Origin of the sequence: Yeosuana marina, assembly GCF_011762485.1 — a bacterium.
GTDB classification, from domain to species: Bacteria; Bacteroidota; Bacteroidia; order Flavobacteriales; family Flavobacteriaceae; genus Yeosuana; species Yeosuana marina.
In genome coordinates, this window is record NZ_JAAKGI010000008.1 from 20,741 (window position 1) to 38,015 (window position 17,275).

Annotated in this window: 22 protein-coding genes; 5 read left to right on the forward strand and 17 right to left on the reverse strand. The window is 36.4% G+C overall.

The features are described from left to right. The 17 genes from G5V56_RS10230 to G5V56_RS10310 all read right to left on the reverse strand — a co-directional run bounded on the left by G5V56_RS10230 (position 1) and on the right by G5V56_RS10310 (position 12,992). A complete protein-coding gene (locus G5V56_RS10230) occupies positions 1 to 1,803 on the reverse strand; it encodes a hypothetical protein (protein WP_166964587.1) in 1,803 nt (600 codons plus the stop codon). 11 nt (positions 1,804 to 1,814) lie between these two features. After that, positions 1,815 to 2,099, reverse strand: coding sequence for a hypothetical protein (locus tag G5V56_RS10235; RefSeq protein WP_166964589.1), 285 nt, complete (start codon positions 2,097 to 2,099; stop codon positions 1,815 to 1,817). After that, complete coding sequence (locus G5V56_RS10240) at positions 2,100 to 2,624, reverse strand: phage holin family protein (protein ID WP_166964591.1); 525 nt, start codon at positions 2,622 to 2,624, stop codon at positions 2,100 to 2,102. It abuts the gene before it with no gap. Further along, positions 2,621 to 2,902: a hypothetical protein gene (locus G5V56_RS10245; RefSeq protein ID WP_166964593.1), complete on the reverse strand. Its 282-nt coding sequence runs from the start codon at positions 2,900 to 2,902 to the stop codon at positions 2,621 to 2,623. The genes G5V56_RS10240 and G5V56_RS10245 overlap by 4 nt, the downstream gene beginning before the upstream one ends. Next, the gene (locus G5V56_RS10250; RefSeq protein WP_166964595.1) at positions 2,902 to 3,123 is read right to left on the reverse strand and encodes a hypothetical protein; all 222 of its coding nucleotides are present in this window, start codon (positions 3,121 to 3,123) and stop codon (positions 2,902 to 2,904) included. The genes G5V56_RS10245 and G5V56_RS10250 overlap by 1 nt, the downstream gene beginning before the upstream one ends. A gap of 5 nt (positions 3,124 to 3,128) precedes the next feature. After that, positions 3,129 to 3,614: a hypothetical protein gene (locus G5V56_RS10255; RefSeq protein WP_166964597.1), complete on the reverse strand. Its 486-nt coding sequence runs from the start codon at positions 3,612 to 3,614 to the stop codon at positions 3,129 to 3,131. Further along, positions 3,611 to 4,570, reverse strand: coding sequence for a hypothetical protein (locus G5V56_RS10260; RefSeq protein WP_166964599.1), 960 nt, complete (start codon positions 4,568 to 4,570; stop codon positions 3,611 to 3,613). The genes G5V56_RS10255 and G5V56_RS10260 overlap by 4 nt, the downstream gene beginning before the upstream one ends. Before the next feature lie 8 nt (positions 4,571 to 4,578). Then, entirely contained in the window at positions 4,579 to 5,196 is a 618-nt protein-coding gene (locus tag G5V56_RS10265) for a DUF6046 domain-containing protein (RefSeq protein WP_166964601.1), read from the reverse strand. Continuing rightward, positions 5,196 to 7,274, reverse strand: a complete 2,079-nt coding sequence (locus tag G5V56_RS10270) for a phage tail tape measure protein (RefSeq protein WP_166964603.1) — start codon at positions 7,272 to 7,274, stop codon at positions 5,196 to 5,198. The genes G5V56_RS10265 and G5V56_RS10270 overlap by 1 nt, the downstream gene beginning before the upstream one ends. Before the next feature lie 244 nt (positions 7,275 to 7,518). Further along, the gene (locus G5V56_RS10275; protein ID WP_166964605.1) at positions 7,519 to 7,860 is read right to left on the reverse strand and encodes a hypothetical protein; all 342 of its coding nucleotides are present in this window, start codon (positions 7,858 to 7,860) and stop codon (positions 7,519 to 7,521) included. Positions 7,861 to 7,865: 5 nt separating this feature from the next. Then, entirely contained in the window at positions 7,866 to 8,306 is a 441-nt protein-coding gene (locus G5V56_RS10280) for a hypothetical protein (protein ID WP_166964607.1), read from the reverse strand. A 2-nt stretch (positions 8,307 to 8,308) separates the two neighbouring features. Further along, positions 8,309 to 9,541 carry a DUF2586 family protein gene (locus G5V56_RS10285; RefSeq protein WP_166964609.1) on the reverse strand — a complete coding sequence of 411 codons (1,233 nt, stop codon included), beginning with the start codon at positions 9,539 to 9,541 and terminating at the stop codon, positions 8,309 to 8,311. Then, the gene (locus G5V56_RS10290) at positions 9,541 to 9,900 is read right to left on the reverse strand and encodes a hypothetical protein (protein WP_166964611.1); all 360 of its coding nucleotides are present in this window, start codon (positions 9,898 to 9,900) and stop codon (positions 9,541 to 9,543) included. Before G5V56_RS10290 ends, G5V56_RS10285 begins: the two co-directional genes overlap by 1 nt. A 2-nt stretch (positions 9,901 to 9,902) precedes the next feature. Further along, complete coding sequence (locus G5V56_RS10295; protein WP_166964613.1) at positions 9,903 to 10,379, reverse strand: hypothetical protein; 477 nt, start codon at positions 10,377 to 10,379, stop codon at positions 9,903 to 9,905. Next, positions 10,376 to 10,732 (reverse strand): M15 family metallopeptidase, encoded by a 357-nt coding sequence (locus tag G5V56_RS10300; RefSeq protein ID WP_166964615.1) that lies wholly within the window; start codon positions 10,730 to 10,732, stop codon positions 10,376 to 10,378. The genes G5V56_RS10295 and G5V56_RS10300 overlap by 4 nt, the downstream gene beginning before the upstream one ends. Positions 10,733 to 10,807: 75 nt before the next feature. After that, the gene (locus tag G5V56_RS10305) at positions 10,808 to 11,812 is read right to left on the reverse strand and encodes a hypothetical protein (RefSeq protein ID WP_166964617.1); all 1,005 of its coding nucleotides are present in this window, start codon (positions 11,810 to 11,812) and stop codon (positions 10,808 to 10,810) included. Positions 11,813 to 11,843: 31 nt separating this feature from the next. Beyond that, positions 11,844 to 12,992: a Clp protease ClpP gene (locus G5V56_RS10310; protein WP_166964626.1), complete on the reverse strand. Its 1,149-nt coding sequence runs from the start codon at positions 12,990 to 12,992 to the stop codon at positions 11,844 to 11,846. 157 nt (positions 12,993 to 13,149) lie between these two features. On the opposite strand from G5V56_RS10310, the gene G5V56_RS10315 reads away from it, so the two are divergent. Genes G5V56_RS10315 through G5V56_RS10335 form a run of 5 tightly spaced genes read left to right on the forward strand, consistent with a single transcriptional unit; the run spans position 13,150 to position 17,134 of the window. Continuing rightward, positions 13,150 to 13,689 carry a terminase gpP N-terminus-related DNA-binding protein gene (locus G5V56_RS10315; RefSeq protein WP_166964628.1) on the forward strand — a complete coding sequence of 180 codons (540 nt, stop codon included), beginning with the start codon at positions 13,150 to 13,152 and terminating at the stop codon, positions 13,687 to 13,689. Beyond that, positions 13,686 to 13,934 carry a hypothetical protein gene (locus G5V56_RS10320; RefSeq protein WP_166964630.1) on the forward strand — a complete coding sequence of 83 codons (249 nt, stop codon included), beginning with the start codon at positions 13,686 to 13,688 and terminating at the stop codon, positions 13,932 to 13,934. The genes G5V56_RS10315 and G5V56_RS10320 overlap by 4 nt, the downstream gene beginning before the upstream one ends. Then, positions 13,918 to 15,435, forward strand: coding sequence for a hypothetical protein (locus G5V56_RS10325; RefSeq protein WP_166964632.1), 1,518 nt, complete (start codon positions 13,918 to 13,920; stop codon positions 15,433 to 15,435). The genes G5V56_RS10320 and G5V56_RS10325 overlap by 17 nt, the downstream gene beginning before the upstream one ends. Then, complete coding sequence (locus G5V56_RS10330) at positions 15,432 to 15,851, forward strand: DUF1320 family protein (protein ID WP_166964634.1); 420 nt, start codon at positions 15,432 to 15,434, stop codon at positions 15,849 to 15,851. The genes G5V56_RS10325 and G5V56_RS10330 overlap by 4 nt, the downstream gene beginning before the upstream one ends. Beyond that, the gene (locus G5V56_RS10335) at positions 15,851 to 17,134 is read left to right on the forward strand and encodes a phage portal protein family protein (protein WP_166964636.1); all 1,284 of its coding nucleotides are present in this window, start codon (positions 15,851 to 15,853) and stop codon (positions 17,132 to 17,134) included. Before G5V56_RS10330 ends, G5V56_RS10335 begins: the two co-directional genes overlap by 1 nt. Positions 17,135 to 17,275: the final 141 nt, after the last annotated feature.

Genomic DNA, 17,275 nt, shown 5'->3' on the forward strand with positions numbered 1-17,275 from the left:
TTAAGCTAGTCTTTTTTGTAAAGCACCTGTAGAACTATTTATATAACCTTGACCTACATCTAAACCACCAGATGCTGCTGCTGTATCATCTGCATACTCTGGAATAGAACTTAAATCAATAGAGTCTATGTTTAATGTAGATAGTTTTGTTCGTCTGTCTGCTAAAGCTCCGCCTGTGTCTGAAAGGTCTATGTATTTTATGCTCTCAAAGTCCTGTTCTTGTACTGTAACATATAAATACATATCCTCAGTAATAACTCTAGTAGATTGGTGTACTAATATGTCATTTACATAGTAATACATTACACCAGACAAATACCTAAACTCAAAAATTGCATCCTCAAAAGCTGGGATTCTATCAACAATAGGTGTGCCAGATGGCACAATACCTAGTGACTTACTTTTTAGTCCTTGGTCGCTTGTGTCTAAGTAAACCATATTATTCCAACTTGCACCAGCCTGTTGAAATTGAAACTCTGTTTGATACCATGAGCTATCACTAGCTGAACCCAATTTAAGTAAATTAGTTCTAGTGTCTGCTGACTGTATGCCTAGGACACTTCTTTTATACCTAAATAAAACTTTAAAATCTTTAGTATAATCTAGTGCTTTGTTCCATTTTACTGTCTGTAAAGTTCCAAAATTAGTTAAAGATACGGCTCCGACTTCACTAACATCTGGATGTCCTCCTGTTAAGAATGTCCAATCATCATTTGTAGGTTCATAAACCGTACCATTAATAACCTGCAAAACGCCTACAAATGTTGAAGAAACCCCATTATTTAAAGTAACATCGTAAAGTCCGTCAGTCGCACTGGTTGTTAAATTAACACATATCTCATTATCATTTATAAAAGTGCAGTAATTGATAACGTTATCGCCTCCACTTATTTGAATGGCATTAGGAATCTCACCATTACACATTGCGGGTATAAAATAAGCCCCTTTAAGTATAAAGTTTCCTGTGGTACTTGGTAAGTAGGTATCGGGGATAAGCTCTTCTAAAAAAGGAGCTTGAAGGGATATTTGTGAGATTTCGGATTCTTGTATATATCTGCTAGAACCGTCTTCACCGTTATTGGTAATCTGTTTGGTTTGTGTTATTGAAGTTGATAAAGCAGAACTTTCAGTACCAGTCAACAATCTATAATCGTTTTCGTCACCAATAACACTGCCCAAATATTCAAAATAAGCACTACCAGAATCAACATTTGGATGTGCGCTGGCATCTGTAACAAATTGTATAAACGCATCGGTTTGATTGCCTTGGTCTGCGTATAAAGCTGCCATGTCTGCATATTCGTTTTCAACAACTTTAAACAGAGGCTTGTTTTGCAAATCATTATAATCGTTGGTTTTGGCTACCAATGCCAAATCATCATAAACAGCAAAGGTATCTAATAGTGTTTGTAAATCTTCAATCTCACTTATTTGATGAAACTCAGGATGCACATAGTTTACCAAACCATCCAGTTTGGTTTTTAAAGCGGTGGTAAAATCGTTTGTACTTAAGCCTTTTCCAGCTGCTTTATCCACTTTATTATCTAAAGTGGTTTGCAGATCTTGAATATAACTTATAGGTTGACTGTTGGGTAATGCAGGTACGCTTATGATGTGATCCACCTCATTACCATCACTATCTACAATGGTAAATTTATAACCGCCAGATTGAGCCGTTATAGATTTTAATAACCAACCCGAATCTTTATGCCAAAAGCTACTTAATAGATTAAGCCATTTGTTTTGTATTATTGGGTCGGTGCATGTAAGGTATGCTATTAAAATATTTAGTGCTTGTTTCATTTCTTTTAAAATTATTTAAAGAGTTTACATAAGTCGCATGGATCTGTATTCTCAATGCTTACTAAATCTATTGATGATAAAGCAGTTGAAGGCTTTATTTGCTTTTTGCTGTAATAGGTTTGAACCTCTGGGTTTGATGCTTCTAAAACGGGTATGTTTATGATAGTACCAGGAACAATAATATCGGTAACACTCAAGTTGTTTTCAACAGCCAACACAAAAGCTTCAGCAATGCTTCCATATTGCTGAATAGCGATGTCCAATAGACTTTGTTTGTATTTAACTCGAACTTCCAATTATTCAGGGTTTTTAAAATTAGTTCCAAATTTTCTAGTGATATAACCTAAAATACCAGTTGCCTCTTGATAGCCCAAACCTTCTAAGTTTTCAAGCAAGCTTTTAAATAGTTGATAAATTACTCCTGATAGAAATGACCAATACAATAGAATGAAAGGATCTATTTCATAATCCATAACTTTAGGGAAATGCAATCCCATTTTAAAGCTTTGAAGAATAAACAATATGGTAAGATATACGCCTACTTTTAAGAACATACGACCCATTTTACGTGATTGTATAATTTGTTTGTTTTTCTTTGATACAGCAATTCCTGTATTAAATTCTAGAATGTTAAGCAAAACAAATGCGCCTAGAACCAACAGAGGTATGCCAAAGTAATTTTGAAAAAAAGATTCAACAATGCCAATAATTAAAGACCATGTAATGACTTTAGTACCTATCATATAACCAAAAGTGCTAATTTTAAAATCGTTTAAGTTTTCAAAGCCAAAGCCGTTGAATAAAAAATTTAATGTTTTCATTGTGTGTTTCGTTTCAATTGTATATAATCTTTAAGGGCTTCATAATCTTTCCCGTCTCGTTGCAAATGAAGCTTTACCCGTGTTTGAAGCTCATCATCATCTACATTACTTTTTATTAACTGAATTAAGTTTGCACCCAGTAAAGGATCTTCTTTTAATTCGCCTTGGTTCATTCTTAAAATCAAACCAACATCTTGAGTGAGGCTTTCTCCTATTTTGAAATCGCCATTCTCAATAATTAAATCGTCGTTATCATCTAATAAAATATCCTGTTCCATTATGGCGTTGCTTTAATAATGCCAGTTCCAGCTACCGCACCTCCAGTTGCCGATGTTCCCGTAACCGTGGTTTCTCTACCAACTGTAAATTGAGCTATAGCCTCAGCAAGTTCATCAGCAAAATGTTGACGAGCTGCTGGTATATCCACAGTAGGATCATCACTATTAAACTCCATAGCTGCTTTTATTTTTGCTGCTAATTGCGCTTGACTTATTGGCATACTTATTATTCTATTAAAACGGTATTTAAACGCTGTTTAATGGCTGTGGTTGCAGCTACATTTATCGTGTTACCGTATATTACTTTTATCTTGTTTACTTCGTCTATGTAATCGTTAAGTATCTCTTTAAGGCTCTCATTTCCTACCTTTACGGAAAAGCCCTGGTCTTTTATTTTTAGTTCGGCTTCTTCAGTTGTCCAAACGGCTTCTTCAAACGCTTCACAGTCTATCAAGAAGGTTGAGGCTTCTTGGTTTAGAATAACACCTATTAAGCATTTTGCACCTACTTTGGGTTTTCTGTAAAAGGAACTTAAGCCTAAAAGCACATCATAAAACTCTAAATCGTCAACCAATCCTTTTACGGTCATGGTCTTGTTTTCCCAATCTACTTCAGTAACCATTGCCCAATGGGTTTGCACTTTGGTTTTAGAGTTCATTGTTTTGGACAATAATTGTCCAAATTCCTGTATTTCGCTTCCTTTACTTTTCATAACAATGCGCCTCCTAATGTTATTTCCTGCCTGTAACCAGATTTACCAAAGGTTTTTTTAACCGCTTCTATATAATAAATTCCTGATCGCTCTGGGTATAAACCACTCTCTAACTTTAATTTCAATCCGTGGGTTACTGAAGGCGTTCCAAAGCCTGTAAAACTGCCATCGAACCCTCCACGCTTTTTGGTTTCATAATCTTTCTCAAGCAACTTTTGCACTTCAGCTTTTACGGCAATATTGTAATAGGTTAGTTGGTAGGTGTCGCCTCCATCATCGCCAATCTCTACTTCAATCTTTTTTCCATCCTTCAGAACTGAAATGCCTTTTACCTTTAAAATGATGTCTTCAGCATTTCTATAGTTTAAATCGTTACTAACGGCATTGCGCTCTAAATGGAAGTTTAGGGTTTCTTCATTACTATCATCGCTGTAATATTTGCCACAAACCAACTGCTTACCTTTCATGTAGCTGAATAGGTTGTATGGGTCATTTTGGAGTTTATCCAAAACCGCTGCTACATTAGTGTTTGCAAACCGTACACCACCCAGTTCCACACCTTCTAAAGCATCAACCGAATAGTTTGGTGCAATGGTTTCCAAAAGCTTTTTAAGGCTGACAGATTTAAAGCTCACGTTTACTGGCAACTGTTTAAGCTTCCACATTTCGTCTTGACAAGTGATTTGGATGGGAATGCTTGCTGATACTTGAGAAATGTAACCTTCAAACTCTTTTATGTATTCACCATTGTAACCTAGAGTTATAATGACTGGAGCTCCACGTCTGAATACTTCACGAACTTTATTTTTATCAAAGAACTTTACGTTTCTAGGCAACGTTATGATTGCCTTATCAGTTAATAGCTTGAAACTGCTTTCAATCTCTACTGAAGAAACTTTTTTTATTATCATGTCTTTCCGGCCATTGTATTCAGGAAAGGAAATATGAGCGTTCATTGCCAGTGTCATAAAACCAATTCTAAAGGTTCATCACTACTAGCTGTAATTTCAAAAGGAATCACATTTTGTTTTCCTTGAGGTTGTTTAAAATCAAAGTCTTCAATGGTTAATCTATAAATGCTTTTATCTTTAAACAGTGCGCCAATAACTTCAATGCTATCTGCAATTTCTTCCCATTTTAATAATTGTTTATGCTGTTCGTAAGCCGATAGATTTGGTGTATCTAAACACAAACCACGGATGCGAATTTGCCAATCATCAAAACCATAGATCTCTTTTACAGTGCCGTTGCTTCCTAACACATTGGTTTTGGTTATGTTTTTGGCACGTCTAAAATCTGCTACACTGGCATGAGGCAATTCAAAATCGTTTAATCGTTTCTGATCTAAAACTCCTGAAGGTTTATAATACTGGTATGAACCACCTTTAAACTTCATTGGAAACATCACAGGCGTTCCCATCCAACTCATTTTCTTAACGTCCTCAATGGGTTTTGTTGGAATGGATTGATAGTTTGCATCGGCACTAGGTTGTACAGAGAAAGAATCACTCGCATACCTTACAGGAATGAATCCGAAAGCAAGGTTAAAAAGTTGTGATATGTCGGGTTTAAAATTGCTCATTATAAACTTATAAGGGAGTCTCTTAATCTATCGTTAATCTTGCCTGTTACAGCATCGGCTATTTTGTCAATGTCATTGCGCCAGTTACCATCAATGTTGAAATAGTTTTTTATGTCTAAATTCATAGTAACGGTTTTACCAGCTTCTTTACCAGCACCTTTTAAGCCGTTTGTGTTACCACCTGAAGTATCTAAATTACCAGTAGCATTACCTGCAAAATTGGTTAGATTTTTAGTGTCAACTTCTGGAGTTGTGTTAGGTAATACAGAACCTAAACTTAACCCTGTTGTTTCTTTTTTCTTTTTCTTTTTGGCATCAACTTCAGCAACACCTTCATGATAGGCAGTAGCAGCTTTATTGCCAACACCTTTCATATCGTTGACAAATTTCTTTTGTGCATCACCACCAATGCCTGTTAAATCGCTAACCGCTTTTTTACCAGTTTCCCAAGCTGCTTTCCAATCGCCTTTAAAGAATAGCATCAATGTTTTTCCTATTCCTGTAATACCTGAAAGCATTTCTTTTATTCGGTTTATAACCAAGTCCTTTATTGCCACGGCAAAGCCTTTAATAGCTTCCCATGTAGCATAAATAGCACCTCTAAACCAACCAAACTTATTCCAAGCGTACATAACTATAGCTACCAGTGCTGCAATAGCTGCTATTACAATACCTATAGGATTGGCATCCATAGCTGCATTCCATAACCATTGTGCTGCGGTTACTATTTTAGTCCAAACTGCTTGTAGTTTTTGTGATAGTATGAGTTTCTTCAGGTTTAGATTAAACAACCTTACTTGAATAGATGCGTAATTGAACATGATGATACCTACACCTAAAGCTGCTGAAACCAACGCTCCAACGGTTACAAATTTTGTTAGTGTTGGATTGGCTTTCATAAAATGACCAACCATTTTAAACACGGATTGACCAACTTGTAAAAGCTTCATTAATGTTGGTTGGGCTGCAACCATCATTTCATCCATGGCATTGTTAAAGCTATTTTTAGCTAACTGCATTTGTGCCTTGGTGGTTTGTGCCATTGTGCCAAAAGCCGTTTGAACATCTCCAGTTGCAGATGTAACTTCAGCTGTATTTTTACTCCAGCTCGCTCCCAGTTCACCACCAAGTCCTAAAACAAGTTTAATGGCTTCTTGACTTCCAAAAAGTTTACCTACAAGCTCTTCTTGATTAACGCCTGTTTGTTTACTGAAGGCTTCAATACGAGGCATCAACTCGTTAATGTAGTTTTGTAAACCACCTGCACGAGTGATTGATTTCGCATCAAAAGCAATGCCTAGTTTTTTTGCGGCATCAGTAGCTTCAGCACTAGGCTTGAGCATGGCATTTAAGGTTGCATTTAACTGCGTGGCCACTTCAGAGGTAGAACCCATCGGACCTGATGCGGTTGCAAATGTTCCAAGAAGTTCATTTTCTGTAACGTTCAATTTAGCTGCTACAGCTGTAACCCTTGGTAAGGATTCTGCCAAAGCTTCTAAACTTGGAATTTGTCCAAGCTTAACGGTACGTTGGAATTTATCTTGAATGCTCAAAGCTTCATCCCATTGTTTACCGTAGTTTTTTATAATGGTGGATGTAGCACCTACAACTGTGCCTACTTGAGCTTGACCAGCAATTGCAGCTTTAGAACTGTCTTGTAAAAATTGAACCCAATTGTTTTCAGGAACTCCAGCAGATATGGTTTCATAAAGCCCTTTGGCTATTTCTTCACGAGCTGTTGGTACTACTTCAGCAATGCCTTTTATTTGTGATTGCAGTTTTTCATAATCTGCCCCACTTTTATTTGCCATGGTATTGGCAACTGCCATGGAGTCCTCAAACTGTATGAAGCCTTTAGCTCCAGCACTAAGAGTTGCTAATAAAGATACGCCAAGACCAAGCTTTGCAATAGTATTTGAAAATGATTTGCTTTGGGTCTTAAGGCGGTCAATCTTGCTGTCTACCATACCAATAGCACGCTCTGTAACTTCACTGGATTTGGCAATTTTACGCATGGGCGCAGTTACCTTATCCATAAGTTCAAGAATCCATTGTGTAGTTGTAGAGCTTCCTGCCATTATTATCCTTTAAATAGCTGACTTAAGATGTCAGCCAATGCTTTTTTACTTGCAGTTTCAATTATTTTAGATAGGTTCTTAAAATCAATCGCTTTTACGTAGGCATATTCTTGATAGAGTTTTGCCCATTCATCGTCAGATAAGGACTCTGGTTCTATGTGATAGTGACTCCGTAAAAGCGCATTGACTTTACTTATAAATTGGTGATCGTCGGCTGTGTCATCGACCTCAAGTTTGTAGAGGTCTAACGCTTTTTTACCTTACTTTTTGCTTTAGAGGTAAGTTCTACGATCTGCGATAACACTTCAGCGTAAACATCGCCATCGTTTTCCAAAGCTTCCATGTCACCACCAAGCACACAGTTAGCTATAAAGATTTGATTCACTTTTGCTACATTGCCTTTTGAAGCTGGCTCACCAATGGCTTCCATAACGGTTCTGTTTGGTTTTCTTAAAACAAACTTCACGTTTTTACCTGAAGCGGTTTCAACTTCTAAATCTACAATGCGGTCTTTACCATATTTAGCTTCCCACTCCAGATTCATATCTGGAGTGATGTCGCTATACTTTTGAAAATCTTTGATCATCTATCTTAAATTACGTTCCACTCAATGTGTGAAACAATTAAATCGAATTTTGTTGAAATTGTGCCATCGTTGTTTTTTACCTCTACACCATTGTTCATGAACTCACAGTTACGAATACGGTCTTTTTGAATAGATCCGTCTTTCTTTTCATATTGAACATTGATATCAAAAGGTAAAATATCCTGAATGTATTGACCAGGAAGTAATGCACCTTGCAAACCGTCTACTTCTTCTTTGTAAAGCGTAATAGAAGCTTTGGCTTCATAGTTTCCTTCACCACGTCCTACGGGCATTTTACCACCACCGTAAGCGTTCTCTTTTTTGGTTTCATCGGTATAGCTTAACTCAGTAATACCTTCAACATCTCTGGATAACAAGTTTACAACTATGTTATTCCAACCAGTCATCTGACCGAATCTGTTAATTATTGTTGCGTCTGTTGTCATAGTTATAATTTATCTGTTAATCCTAGGTCTACATCAAATTCAAACACGATACCATCAACAACTAGTTGTCCTTTCACTTTTAAAGGTGAATCTTCAGCCAATACCTGTGATGGATTAATGTAAAAATCGAAGCCACTAATTTCATTATCAGTAATCATGGTTTCTAAGGCTTTGTTAAGTCTAGAGTTCCAGTCTGATATGGTTGATGATTTTATAAAACCAGTAGTTGGGTTCTTTTTAACGATACCACGTACTTTTGGTATTAATGTGGTACGTATCAATCTTGAGGCTTTATTCCAAACCCGATTGTTTTCTATGTATGCAAAATCATCTGCTTTTTCCACACAGGTTGGTGCATTATTGAAAAACACACCCCCATAGCCGTTAAAACTTCCTGCATAAATATATCCTGAATCGGTTAATGATTTTTGATCAGCATCAGACAGTGTTTCAAACGGATTGCCATCAGATAATTGAGAGGCTTCCCAAATGCTGGTGCCATCAATGGTTAAAGGAAAGTCTTCACGTCCTTTAAACGCATCAGGTTTATTTAGAATATCAACCGATCCTAAATTTTCATTCACTTGACGAACTGCCAGCATGCCCAAAACCGAACCAATAGATGCATATTTAGTATATGCTGCATCCATAGATGCAATGGCAGGATCTTGCGCTATGCTTACCGAAACATTTGGTGCATTTTTAGCACGCAGGTCTGGGTAATTTGCAATAGGTGTAATAGCAGCTGCCTCTCCTTTACCTTCTAAAATAACGGCATCTATATATCTAAATTCAGCTTTTAAAGCATCTACAAAAGCCTGTACAGGCTCAACTTCATCATCAATAGCAATTACTTCAGTAACGGTATTCATAACACCAATGACTTTAGCATCAGGCACAGAACGAACGGCTGTTTTAAAAGCATCCAACGCCACTAAAGCCGATGGTGCTAAATCTTCAGCACAAGGGATTAGATGCAATACGCCATCTGGACAATACGTAAAGAATTCAAATATTTCATTGTACACCAGTACACTTTCATTGGCATCAAACGCAGCGTTGACACCTAAAGCTTCAGCATCCGATGCCTGTAAAAGCTTTTTAGCTTCGTAAACCGTAAGGGTAGTTCCAGTAAGAGGCATACAAGCTGCCAATATGAAGATGTTATCTTCACTGGCATTTCTGCGTCCTAAACCACCTTTTCGTTTATTTATGTTAACTCCTTTAAAACTCATTATTCAGCTGGTTTTAATTCTGCAATTCTAGCATCATAAGCAGCAATTACAGTGCTTCTGTTTTTGCCTTTTGCTTCAATATCTTTAGCCGATTCAACCAAATCAATGGTTTCAATGGTTTTAGCTTCAGTAATTAAAGCTTCAGCATTTTTTGGTTTATTAGTATCATTGCTTTCAGAAGTGTCTTCATTAGCAATTTCTATCACTTTGCCTTTAGCACCTGCGTGTAAGTTGGCTCTGTTTTCATCTAAAAAGAATTGACCATCTGTAGTGGCAAATACTTTGTCGGCTTTTGGATAGTCTTTAAAAACGTCCTGAGCCTTTTTTTCTAATTCAGCTTTGCTGTATGTTTTTTTCATAATTAAAAGGGTTTTGATTTTATTAATGTGAATACGAATCCTATCAACGAAGCAATGCCAATAAAGGCTAGGGCTTTCATGTACCAGGGCGATTCTTTTACTTGTACCGTATTGGTAGTATCTTGAGACTGAGTAATCTTTAAAAGTGTCTCAATAATTTTATCTTGACTTTCAATAATAGCTTCGTACTCTTCAGTAAAGCACTGTACTTCTACAGTACCGTTTACTTGTCTAACTGAAGCTTTGGTTCTGCCACTCTCAGAGGTTTTGATTATTGGCTTTTCAGTAAGGTCTTTAATTGGTACTAAAAGCTTTAAACTATCTGCCTTAATTCTAATCGTGTCCTTTTTGGGCTTGTAGGTTATGGTTGTTATAGAATCTCGTTTAACATCCTTAACCGTTTTGGAACTTACAAGCTTACTGCCACCGCAACTGCTTAACAGTAATAAAATGACTATGTATTTTACCAATGGCTTCATACGTTCATTTCAAAATGTGGTGAGTCAATAAAGCCATCTTTAATGTCATTTTTGTTCCAGTCGCCTCCCCATCTGTTTAATGGGTGCAATGTTTTCCAATAATCACCTAATGGTTTTATAGTTGCCCAATCATAGGTTAGATTACCATTTACAAATACATTAAAGTCAACAGCCAATCGTCTTAAATGATTGCTGTTCATTGTTTTTGATTTTCCTGTTTGAACGTAAAGAAGTTGTTGTTCATTGGTTCTGTAAGCTTCACCAAAAGTTAACTCTAAACCATGCTGATAAGCAAAAACAATAAGTTTAGCTATGTTTCTAGTAAATATGCGTTGCTGTTCACTTAACTTCATGAGTATTGTTTTAATCCCCCAAAAGGGAGCAGGCTACTTGCAGTAAGTCAGCCTGCCATATTGAATTGACTAATTTTATGCTTTACCAGAGATAATGGCAGCACTACCTTCTATACCGTATGCCACGATAATGTGCCATACTCTGAAGCCTACTGTATTTTCTCTGTTTTCTGGATCTTCGGATGCAGCTCTAGCAAAACGCTTAACAGTTCCTACAGCTTTAGCTGTGCTTCCTTTATGGAAAACCACAGACGATTTACGTCCAACGGTTACAGAACCATAAGCTAATTTTGTTAAAAGTGTATCATCATACTCAGGAGTTGTAGAATCTTCATAGATTTTAAAACCATAGTATTTTCCACTTACAACACCATCAATTTGGTTGTGATATTGGGTATAGAATTTTCTATCTTCTTCTAATAAATCTGAAACGTGATCGTCACATAGTATTAAGATTCTACCTTTTTTATTAATACCAGCCTTATTCATTTTAGACTGTAAGGTTCTTAAATCTTTAGTTTGAAGTTTTAAACGACCTGTACCATCATCTTCACCAGTAGATTCTAAAACAAATTGATTTTCGGCTTCGTCATTTGCTTGAGGTGCCAATCCCCATAGACCGTACTCCATAGTTTCATCTTCTAAAGTTTCACGATGTTGACTTTGAACATCACTTACTTTTTCATAAGGTAAAGCGTATAGTTCATCTTCAGTAACAATGGTATTTTCAGTGTCAAACTTGTTTAATGCAACAACTACATGGCTATCGTCTCTATTATTCTTAACAATAGGATAGTTGGTATTATTGATTAACACCGCTGGAGCTGCACCACGTTTAGGAATTTTAATGGTATCGTTATTTACCCAACTTTGTTTAGAGCGAATCTCACTAGCCCATGTATGTTCATGGCGCAATTGTTTGATCATCTCTTTTTCTGCTAACTGGTTTTTAATAGGTAATGCTACCGTTGTAACTGCCATAGTAACACCACTAGTTGTTGAGCCTGTAAATGCGTGGCTAACCATGGTTACTAATACAATAGCAATAATTGCTAATGCGAATTTTGATATATTTTTCATGTGTTTAAAAGGGTTTAAATTGCTGTTTAAATTATTGTTTACCAAAGTATGCTGCCTCTAATGCTTCAGCTTCTTTAGGTTTTTCGGCTTTAAGTTTTTCGTAAGCTTCTGGGTCTTTTTCCAAATAGTCTTCTAAAGTCCATTTTGCTCTTGAGGCATCGTTAGATCCATCAGCAGATGTTAAGTTGGCACTTAACTTTTCTCTACTTACCATGGCATTTAATGCTTTTTCTGTACCATTAAAATCAGCTTTAGCCAATCCTAACCAAGTTTCTTTTTGGTCTGCTGTTAATTTTTTTGCAACAATGGCATCATCTACTAACTTTTCAGCTTTTGCATTAGCTTCAGTTTCGTTTTTTTGTTTGTCCGCATCTGCTTGAGAGCGTTGTTTAAGCGCATCTACTTTAAGCGCACTTTTTGCAGCCTCGATTTGTTCGTCGGTTGCATCGGCTGATAGCCCTAAAAAGGCAATCAATTCTTCTCTGTTCATAATTATCTGAGTTTTGGATTTATGTTGTGTTTTTGTATTGGCAGTTACTTTTGGAATAATGGGAGCTCCACAGGCTTCCAATATTGAAATGTCTTCAGAGGTTAATACAGCTTCAGCTTCATCATCTATAAAATCAATAAAGCCATCTGCTTTAGCTTCGGTAGCACTCATCCAGTAATCACCAGCTTTCCACAATTCTTCAATTTCGGCTGTGGTTTTTCCTGTTTTCTTACTGTATTTTGCTAAGTAATCTTGAGTTACGTTTTTAAGAAGCTTTAAATCACTTTGAATTTGGTCTTCATTTCCACCTGTATAAATAGATGGTTTATGAATCATGATTTGGCTATTCAATGAAGCGGTGGTAGGATAGCATGCTATAAAATAAGTAGCAGCACTGGCAGCCAATGAACCAACAGTTATGGTAACAGTTTTAAAGCGTTTTAACTGATTGTTGATTTCAGCAGCTTCAAATACAGAACCACCTTGACTGTTAATATATACCTCGCATTCACTATGCGTTTTTACAAGCTCATCAACTTTACTCTGAAATTCTTTTGAATTATTAGCGTTCCAATCGGCTATACGTCCAATAATTCTAACATACGCTTTGCCTTCTTTAGACTCAGCGGTTAGGATTAGTTCCCTACCATTTTGATTGCCTTGAGCAAATACTCGTTTTTTCAAATTCATAAGGCAAAAGTGTACACAAATGCGAGGTCAAAAAAATCGACATTCCGAATCGGTAACTACAGCATACCGAATTAGTAACCATGGCTTACCGATTCGGAATCGCAAATTCATAAAGCAATGCTACTATTGGATATTTGCCTTGTAATATTGAGTACTCATGGCAAAAGACAAGGAAAGAAGCATAGCACGAATTTGGTACACCGAACAAAATAAAACCGCCAAAGAAATAGCCGAAAAACTAAACCTAACGGAGAAAACAGTTGGTGATTGGGTTAAAAAATATGGTTGGAAAGAAGAACGCAATGCCCGTGAAAATGCAGTAGATAAACGCATCGATAATATTAAGAGTGTTATTGATGATATTACTGAAGACAGATCATCTGCACGAACTCGATTAAACGAACTTAAAAAGGAGTTAAAAGAAGCGGTTGCCAATAAAGATACTGACGAAGCTACGTTAACCAGAACCATGATTTCTGATATTAAAAAAGAAATTGTTGGTTATGATGATGCCATAAGCAAGTGGAACAAAACACTTGAAAATTTTGATAAAGAGAATAAAGTATCCTTATCAAACTACCTGCATGTTATGGACGAGATTTTTAAAGATTTACAAGGCTATGACCAAGCTATATACATGGCAACACTCGATTTTCAAGAACAGCACATTAATAAAGTAAGCATACAAATAGGATGATCATAAAAAGACTCGTAGGCCTGTTAAAACACAGAGCTCCAAAAGAACAGTATTTCTTAGAACTAGGTTCATATTTCATTAGAAAAGGCACAGGCTATAAAGTTGGTGATGCTTTTGAATATCAAGGGAAAAAAGCCAGTAAAACGCTGTTTATTTCGAACCTATATTACAATTTCAAATTAAACAAAATCACTTATAAACTAGACAAAAACCCGATTCTAAACCGAAGTGAAAAGAAGCGATAAAATAGCATTAGACCGCTATAAAAAGCGGTTAGAGTTTGCACGTAGTGCTGGCGAAGTCAATCCTTTTGAAACCAAAGCGGAACAAAAGGCTAGAATTGAACGAGCTAAGACTGACGTTAAATTCATGGTGCAGTATTATTTCCCTCATTATGCAACAAGTGAATGTGCAGATTTTCAGATTAATTGGGCTAATAAAGTAAAAAGCAATAAAGAATTTATAGGCTTTGCAAAATGGGGACGTGGTCAAGCTAAGTCTGTTTGGAATAATGTTCTAATTCCTTTTTGGCTGTGGATGAATGAAGGCAAAAAATATTTTGTTTTAATAGGTCAAAATGAAAAACGTGCGCAACAACTTTTAGAAGATATAAGAGCTGAATTTGAAGGTAATCCAAGAATTATACATGATTTTGGAGAACAAAGACAAATTGGTTCTTGGGAAGACGGATTTTTTATTACAAAAGGAGGGTTTATTGGACAGGCTTTAGGCTTAGGTCAAAGTTGTAGAGGATTGAGAGTTAAGGAAAAACGCCCTGATCATGTTAATTGTGATGATTTAGAAACAAAAAAAACTATCAAAAATGAAACCATACAAACAGAACATGTTGAATGGTTTGAAGGTGAATTATTGCCTGCAATGGATGGTGAATTTGAAAGAGCAACAATTTCCAACAACTGGTTTGCAGATAAAATGTTTATTAAAAAATTGGCAGAACGTCATGAAGACTGGTATGTTGATGAAGTAGTTGCATATGATTCTGTTACATATGAACCAACATGGTATCAAAAATATGACAATGAATATTTCCGTAAAAAGGAAAAGAAAATGGGAAGAGCCGCTGCTCTTGCAGAATATTGTCATGAAGTTTCTAAAAGAGGAACAATATTTCTACCTGAAGATGTACAATACAGATTAATACCAAAATTAAATAGCTATAAAACTATTGTTGGTCATTGGGATGTAGCTTATTCTGGTAAACCCAAATCTGACTATAATGCAGTTCGTATATGGGGGCTTAAAGATAAAGATTTCCAATATATAAATGGTTTTGTAAAGCAGTGTAAAATGCGCGCTGCACTTGACTTTATGTGCTACATAAATAAAAACCTTCCAGAGACAGTTATTATCCATTGGCAATATGAATCTCAATTTTGGAACGATGAAGTTGAAAGGACTATTGAAGAAGCTGAAGAAGCTGCTGGTACAAACTTATTACTGTATCAAATAGATACTCCAAAAACTAAAAAGTATGATCGTATTGAGTCTCTACAATCATATTGGCAGAATGGCAGGATATGGTGGAATGAACAATTAAAAGGCAATACAAGTCAACTAATAGGATTGGATCAATACTATGGTTTTGGACCAGGATATAAAACTAAAGATGATGCGCCTGATGCTGACCATCAAGCTATAACTAGATTAAGCAAATATATCCCGAAAGGATCTGGAAAAGGAAAATTAAAATCTGGACGAATGAAGGGCAAAAACGAACGCATATGATTTACATAACTGAAGACGATTTAAAAACCGAAAGCTTTGAACGGTTTATTACCGAAAGTACCAGCGACTTTCCAACGGTAAAAGATAAAGCCGAATTAAAAAGCATTGGTATTGCTAAAACCATGCTCAAAGGACGTTACGATGTCGATACTATTTTTGATGAAACCACACCTATTAAAGATGAGTTTTTGGTTGAAATAATAACCAAGCTCACGACCTGCAAGATATTTGGGCGTAATGCAGCTAGAAAACTTCCAACCGATATTAAAGAAGATTTTGATTGGGCTATGAAGCAGCTCGAGAAAATCAATGCAGGGCGATTGGTATTAGAACTGCCATTAAATTCGCCAACATATGGAGCTCCAAGCGGTGATACACTTTGGGGCAATAACAAAAACGAAAACTTTTATATCTAATGAAATTACCTCAATTTATATACAATCCACTAGCAAAGTACGTGTTTAAAAACAGCGACGAACGTTTATTAAGAGTGGTAGCTGCCACTAAATCTGGTAGCAGTAATAGAATTTCCGATAAAACGGTTAAAGAAGCCATTACCATGCAGGCGCAAACTTTAGACCAGTGGAAAATGGCATTGTTACTTGCTAGTGATCCTGATGAGCCTAGTCGTGCCGAACTGGATAAACTGTACAAAAACTTAAAGCTAGATAATCATTTAGTCTCACAGTTTGAAAACCGAACCGAACCGGTACAAGGTGCAGATTTTAAGTTTACCGATGCAAATGGCAATGAAAATGAAGATGCTAAAACCTTATTTGAGGCACAATGGTATATCGATTTTGTGGGTATGTGCATGTCTTCTAAATGGGAAGGTACAAAGGTTATTGAACTCTATGAGGTAGATCCTGAAACCATGCTTTTAAAAGATGTGATTGAAATACCTATGAGCAACATTATACCAAGCAAAGGTCTTATTGTAAAAGAAGCTGGAAGTACTGAAGGTTGGAACTACAAAGAAGGTATGTTTGCCGATCAATATATTCAAGTTGGTAAGGATAACTTTTTAGGCATGTTGGCGCAATTAGCACCGATTGTTTTGGCTAAAAAATTGGGTGTAGGTAGTTGGCTGGATTATATTGAGAAATATGGTGTGCCTTCTATTTTTGCCATTACAGATCGTGAAGACCAGGAACGTTTAGACCAACTCTACGAAGCCTTGTTAAACTTCAAGTCTAACAACTTTATGGTTGGGCGTGGACAGGAAACTTTTGAGATTGGAAAAGATACAGGAAGTGGCAACTATGAAGTGTTTGATAACCTTATTGAGCGTGCCAATAGTGAAATGAGTAAACGCATTGTAGGTGCCACTGGTACAAGCGATCCTAAAGCTTATGTTGGAGCTGCCAATGTACATGCTGCCATTTTAGCTACCAAGCATAAACTGGATAAGTTTTTTGTCAAGGTCATTATTAATAACGAGCTTATTCCTAGATTGGTTAAGCTATCTCCAGCATATTCCATGCTTGCTAATTTAAAGTTTGAATGGGATGATTCCGAAAGCTTAACACTTAAAGAGCTGTTAGAAGCTGTAAAAGATTTAAGCACGTTTTATGAGTTTGATGTTGATGAGCTTGTCAATAAAACTGGATTACCAATTACAGCAGTAAAACAAAGTGTTGCAGCTGTCAATTCTACTCAAGAAACCAATCCAACTACTAAAAAAAAAAGTCTAAAGTAAACGCTTTTAAACAAATTGAGGCGTATTATAATGCGCCTCGATGCAGTCATGCACTTCCAGAACCCGTTGCCATTAATTTACAACCATGGAACACCGTTATTGAGCGTATTGCAAAAGAGCTTCATACTGGTAAATTAAAGC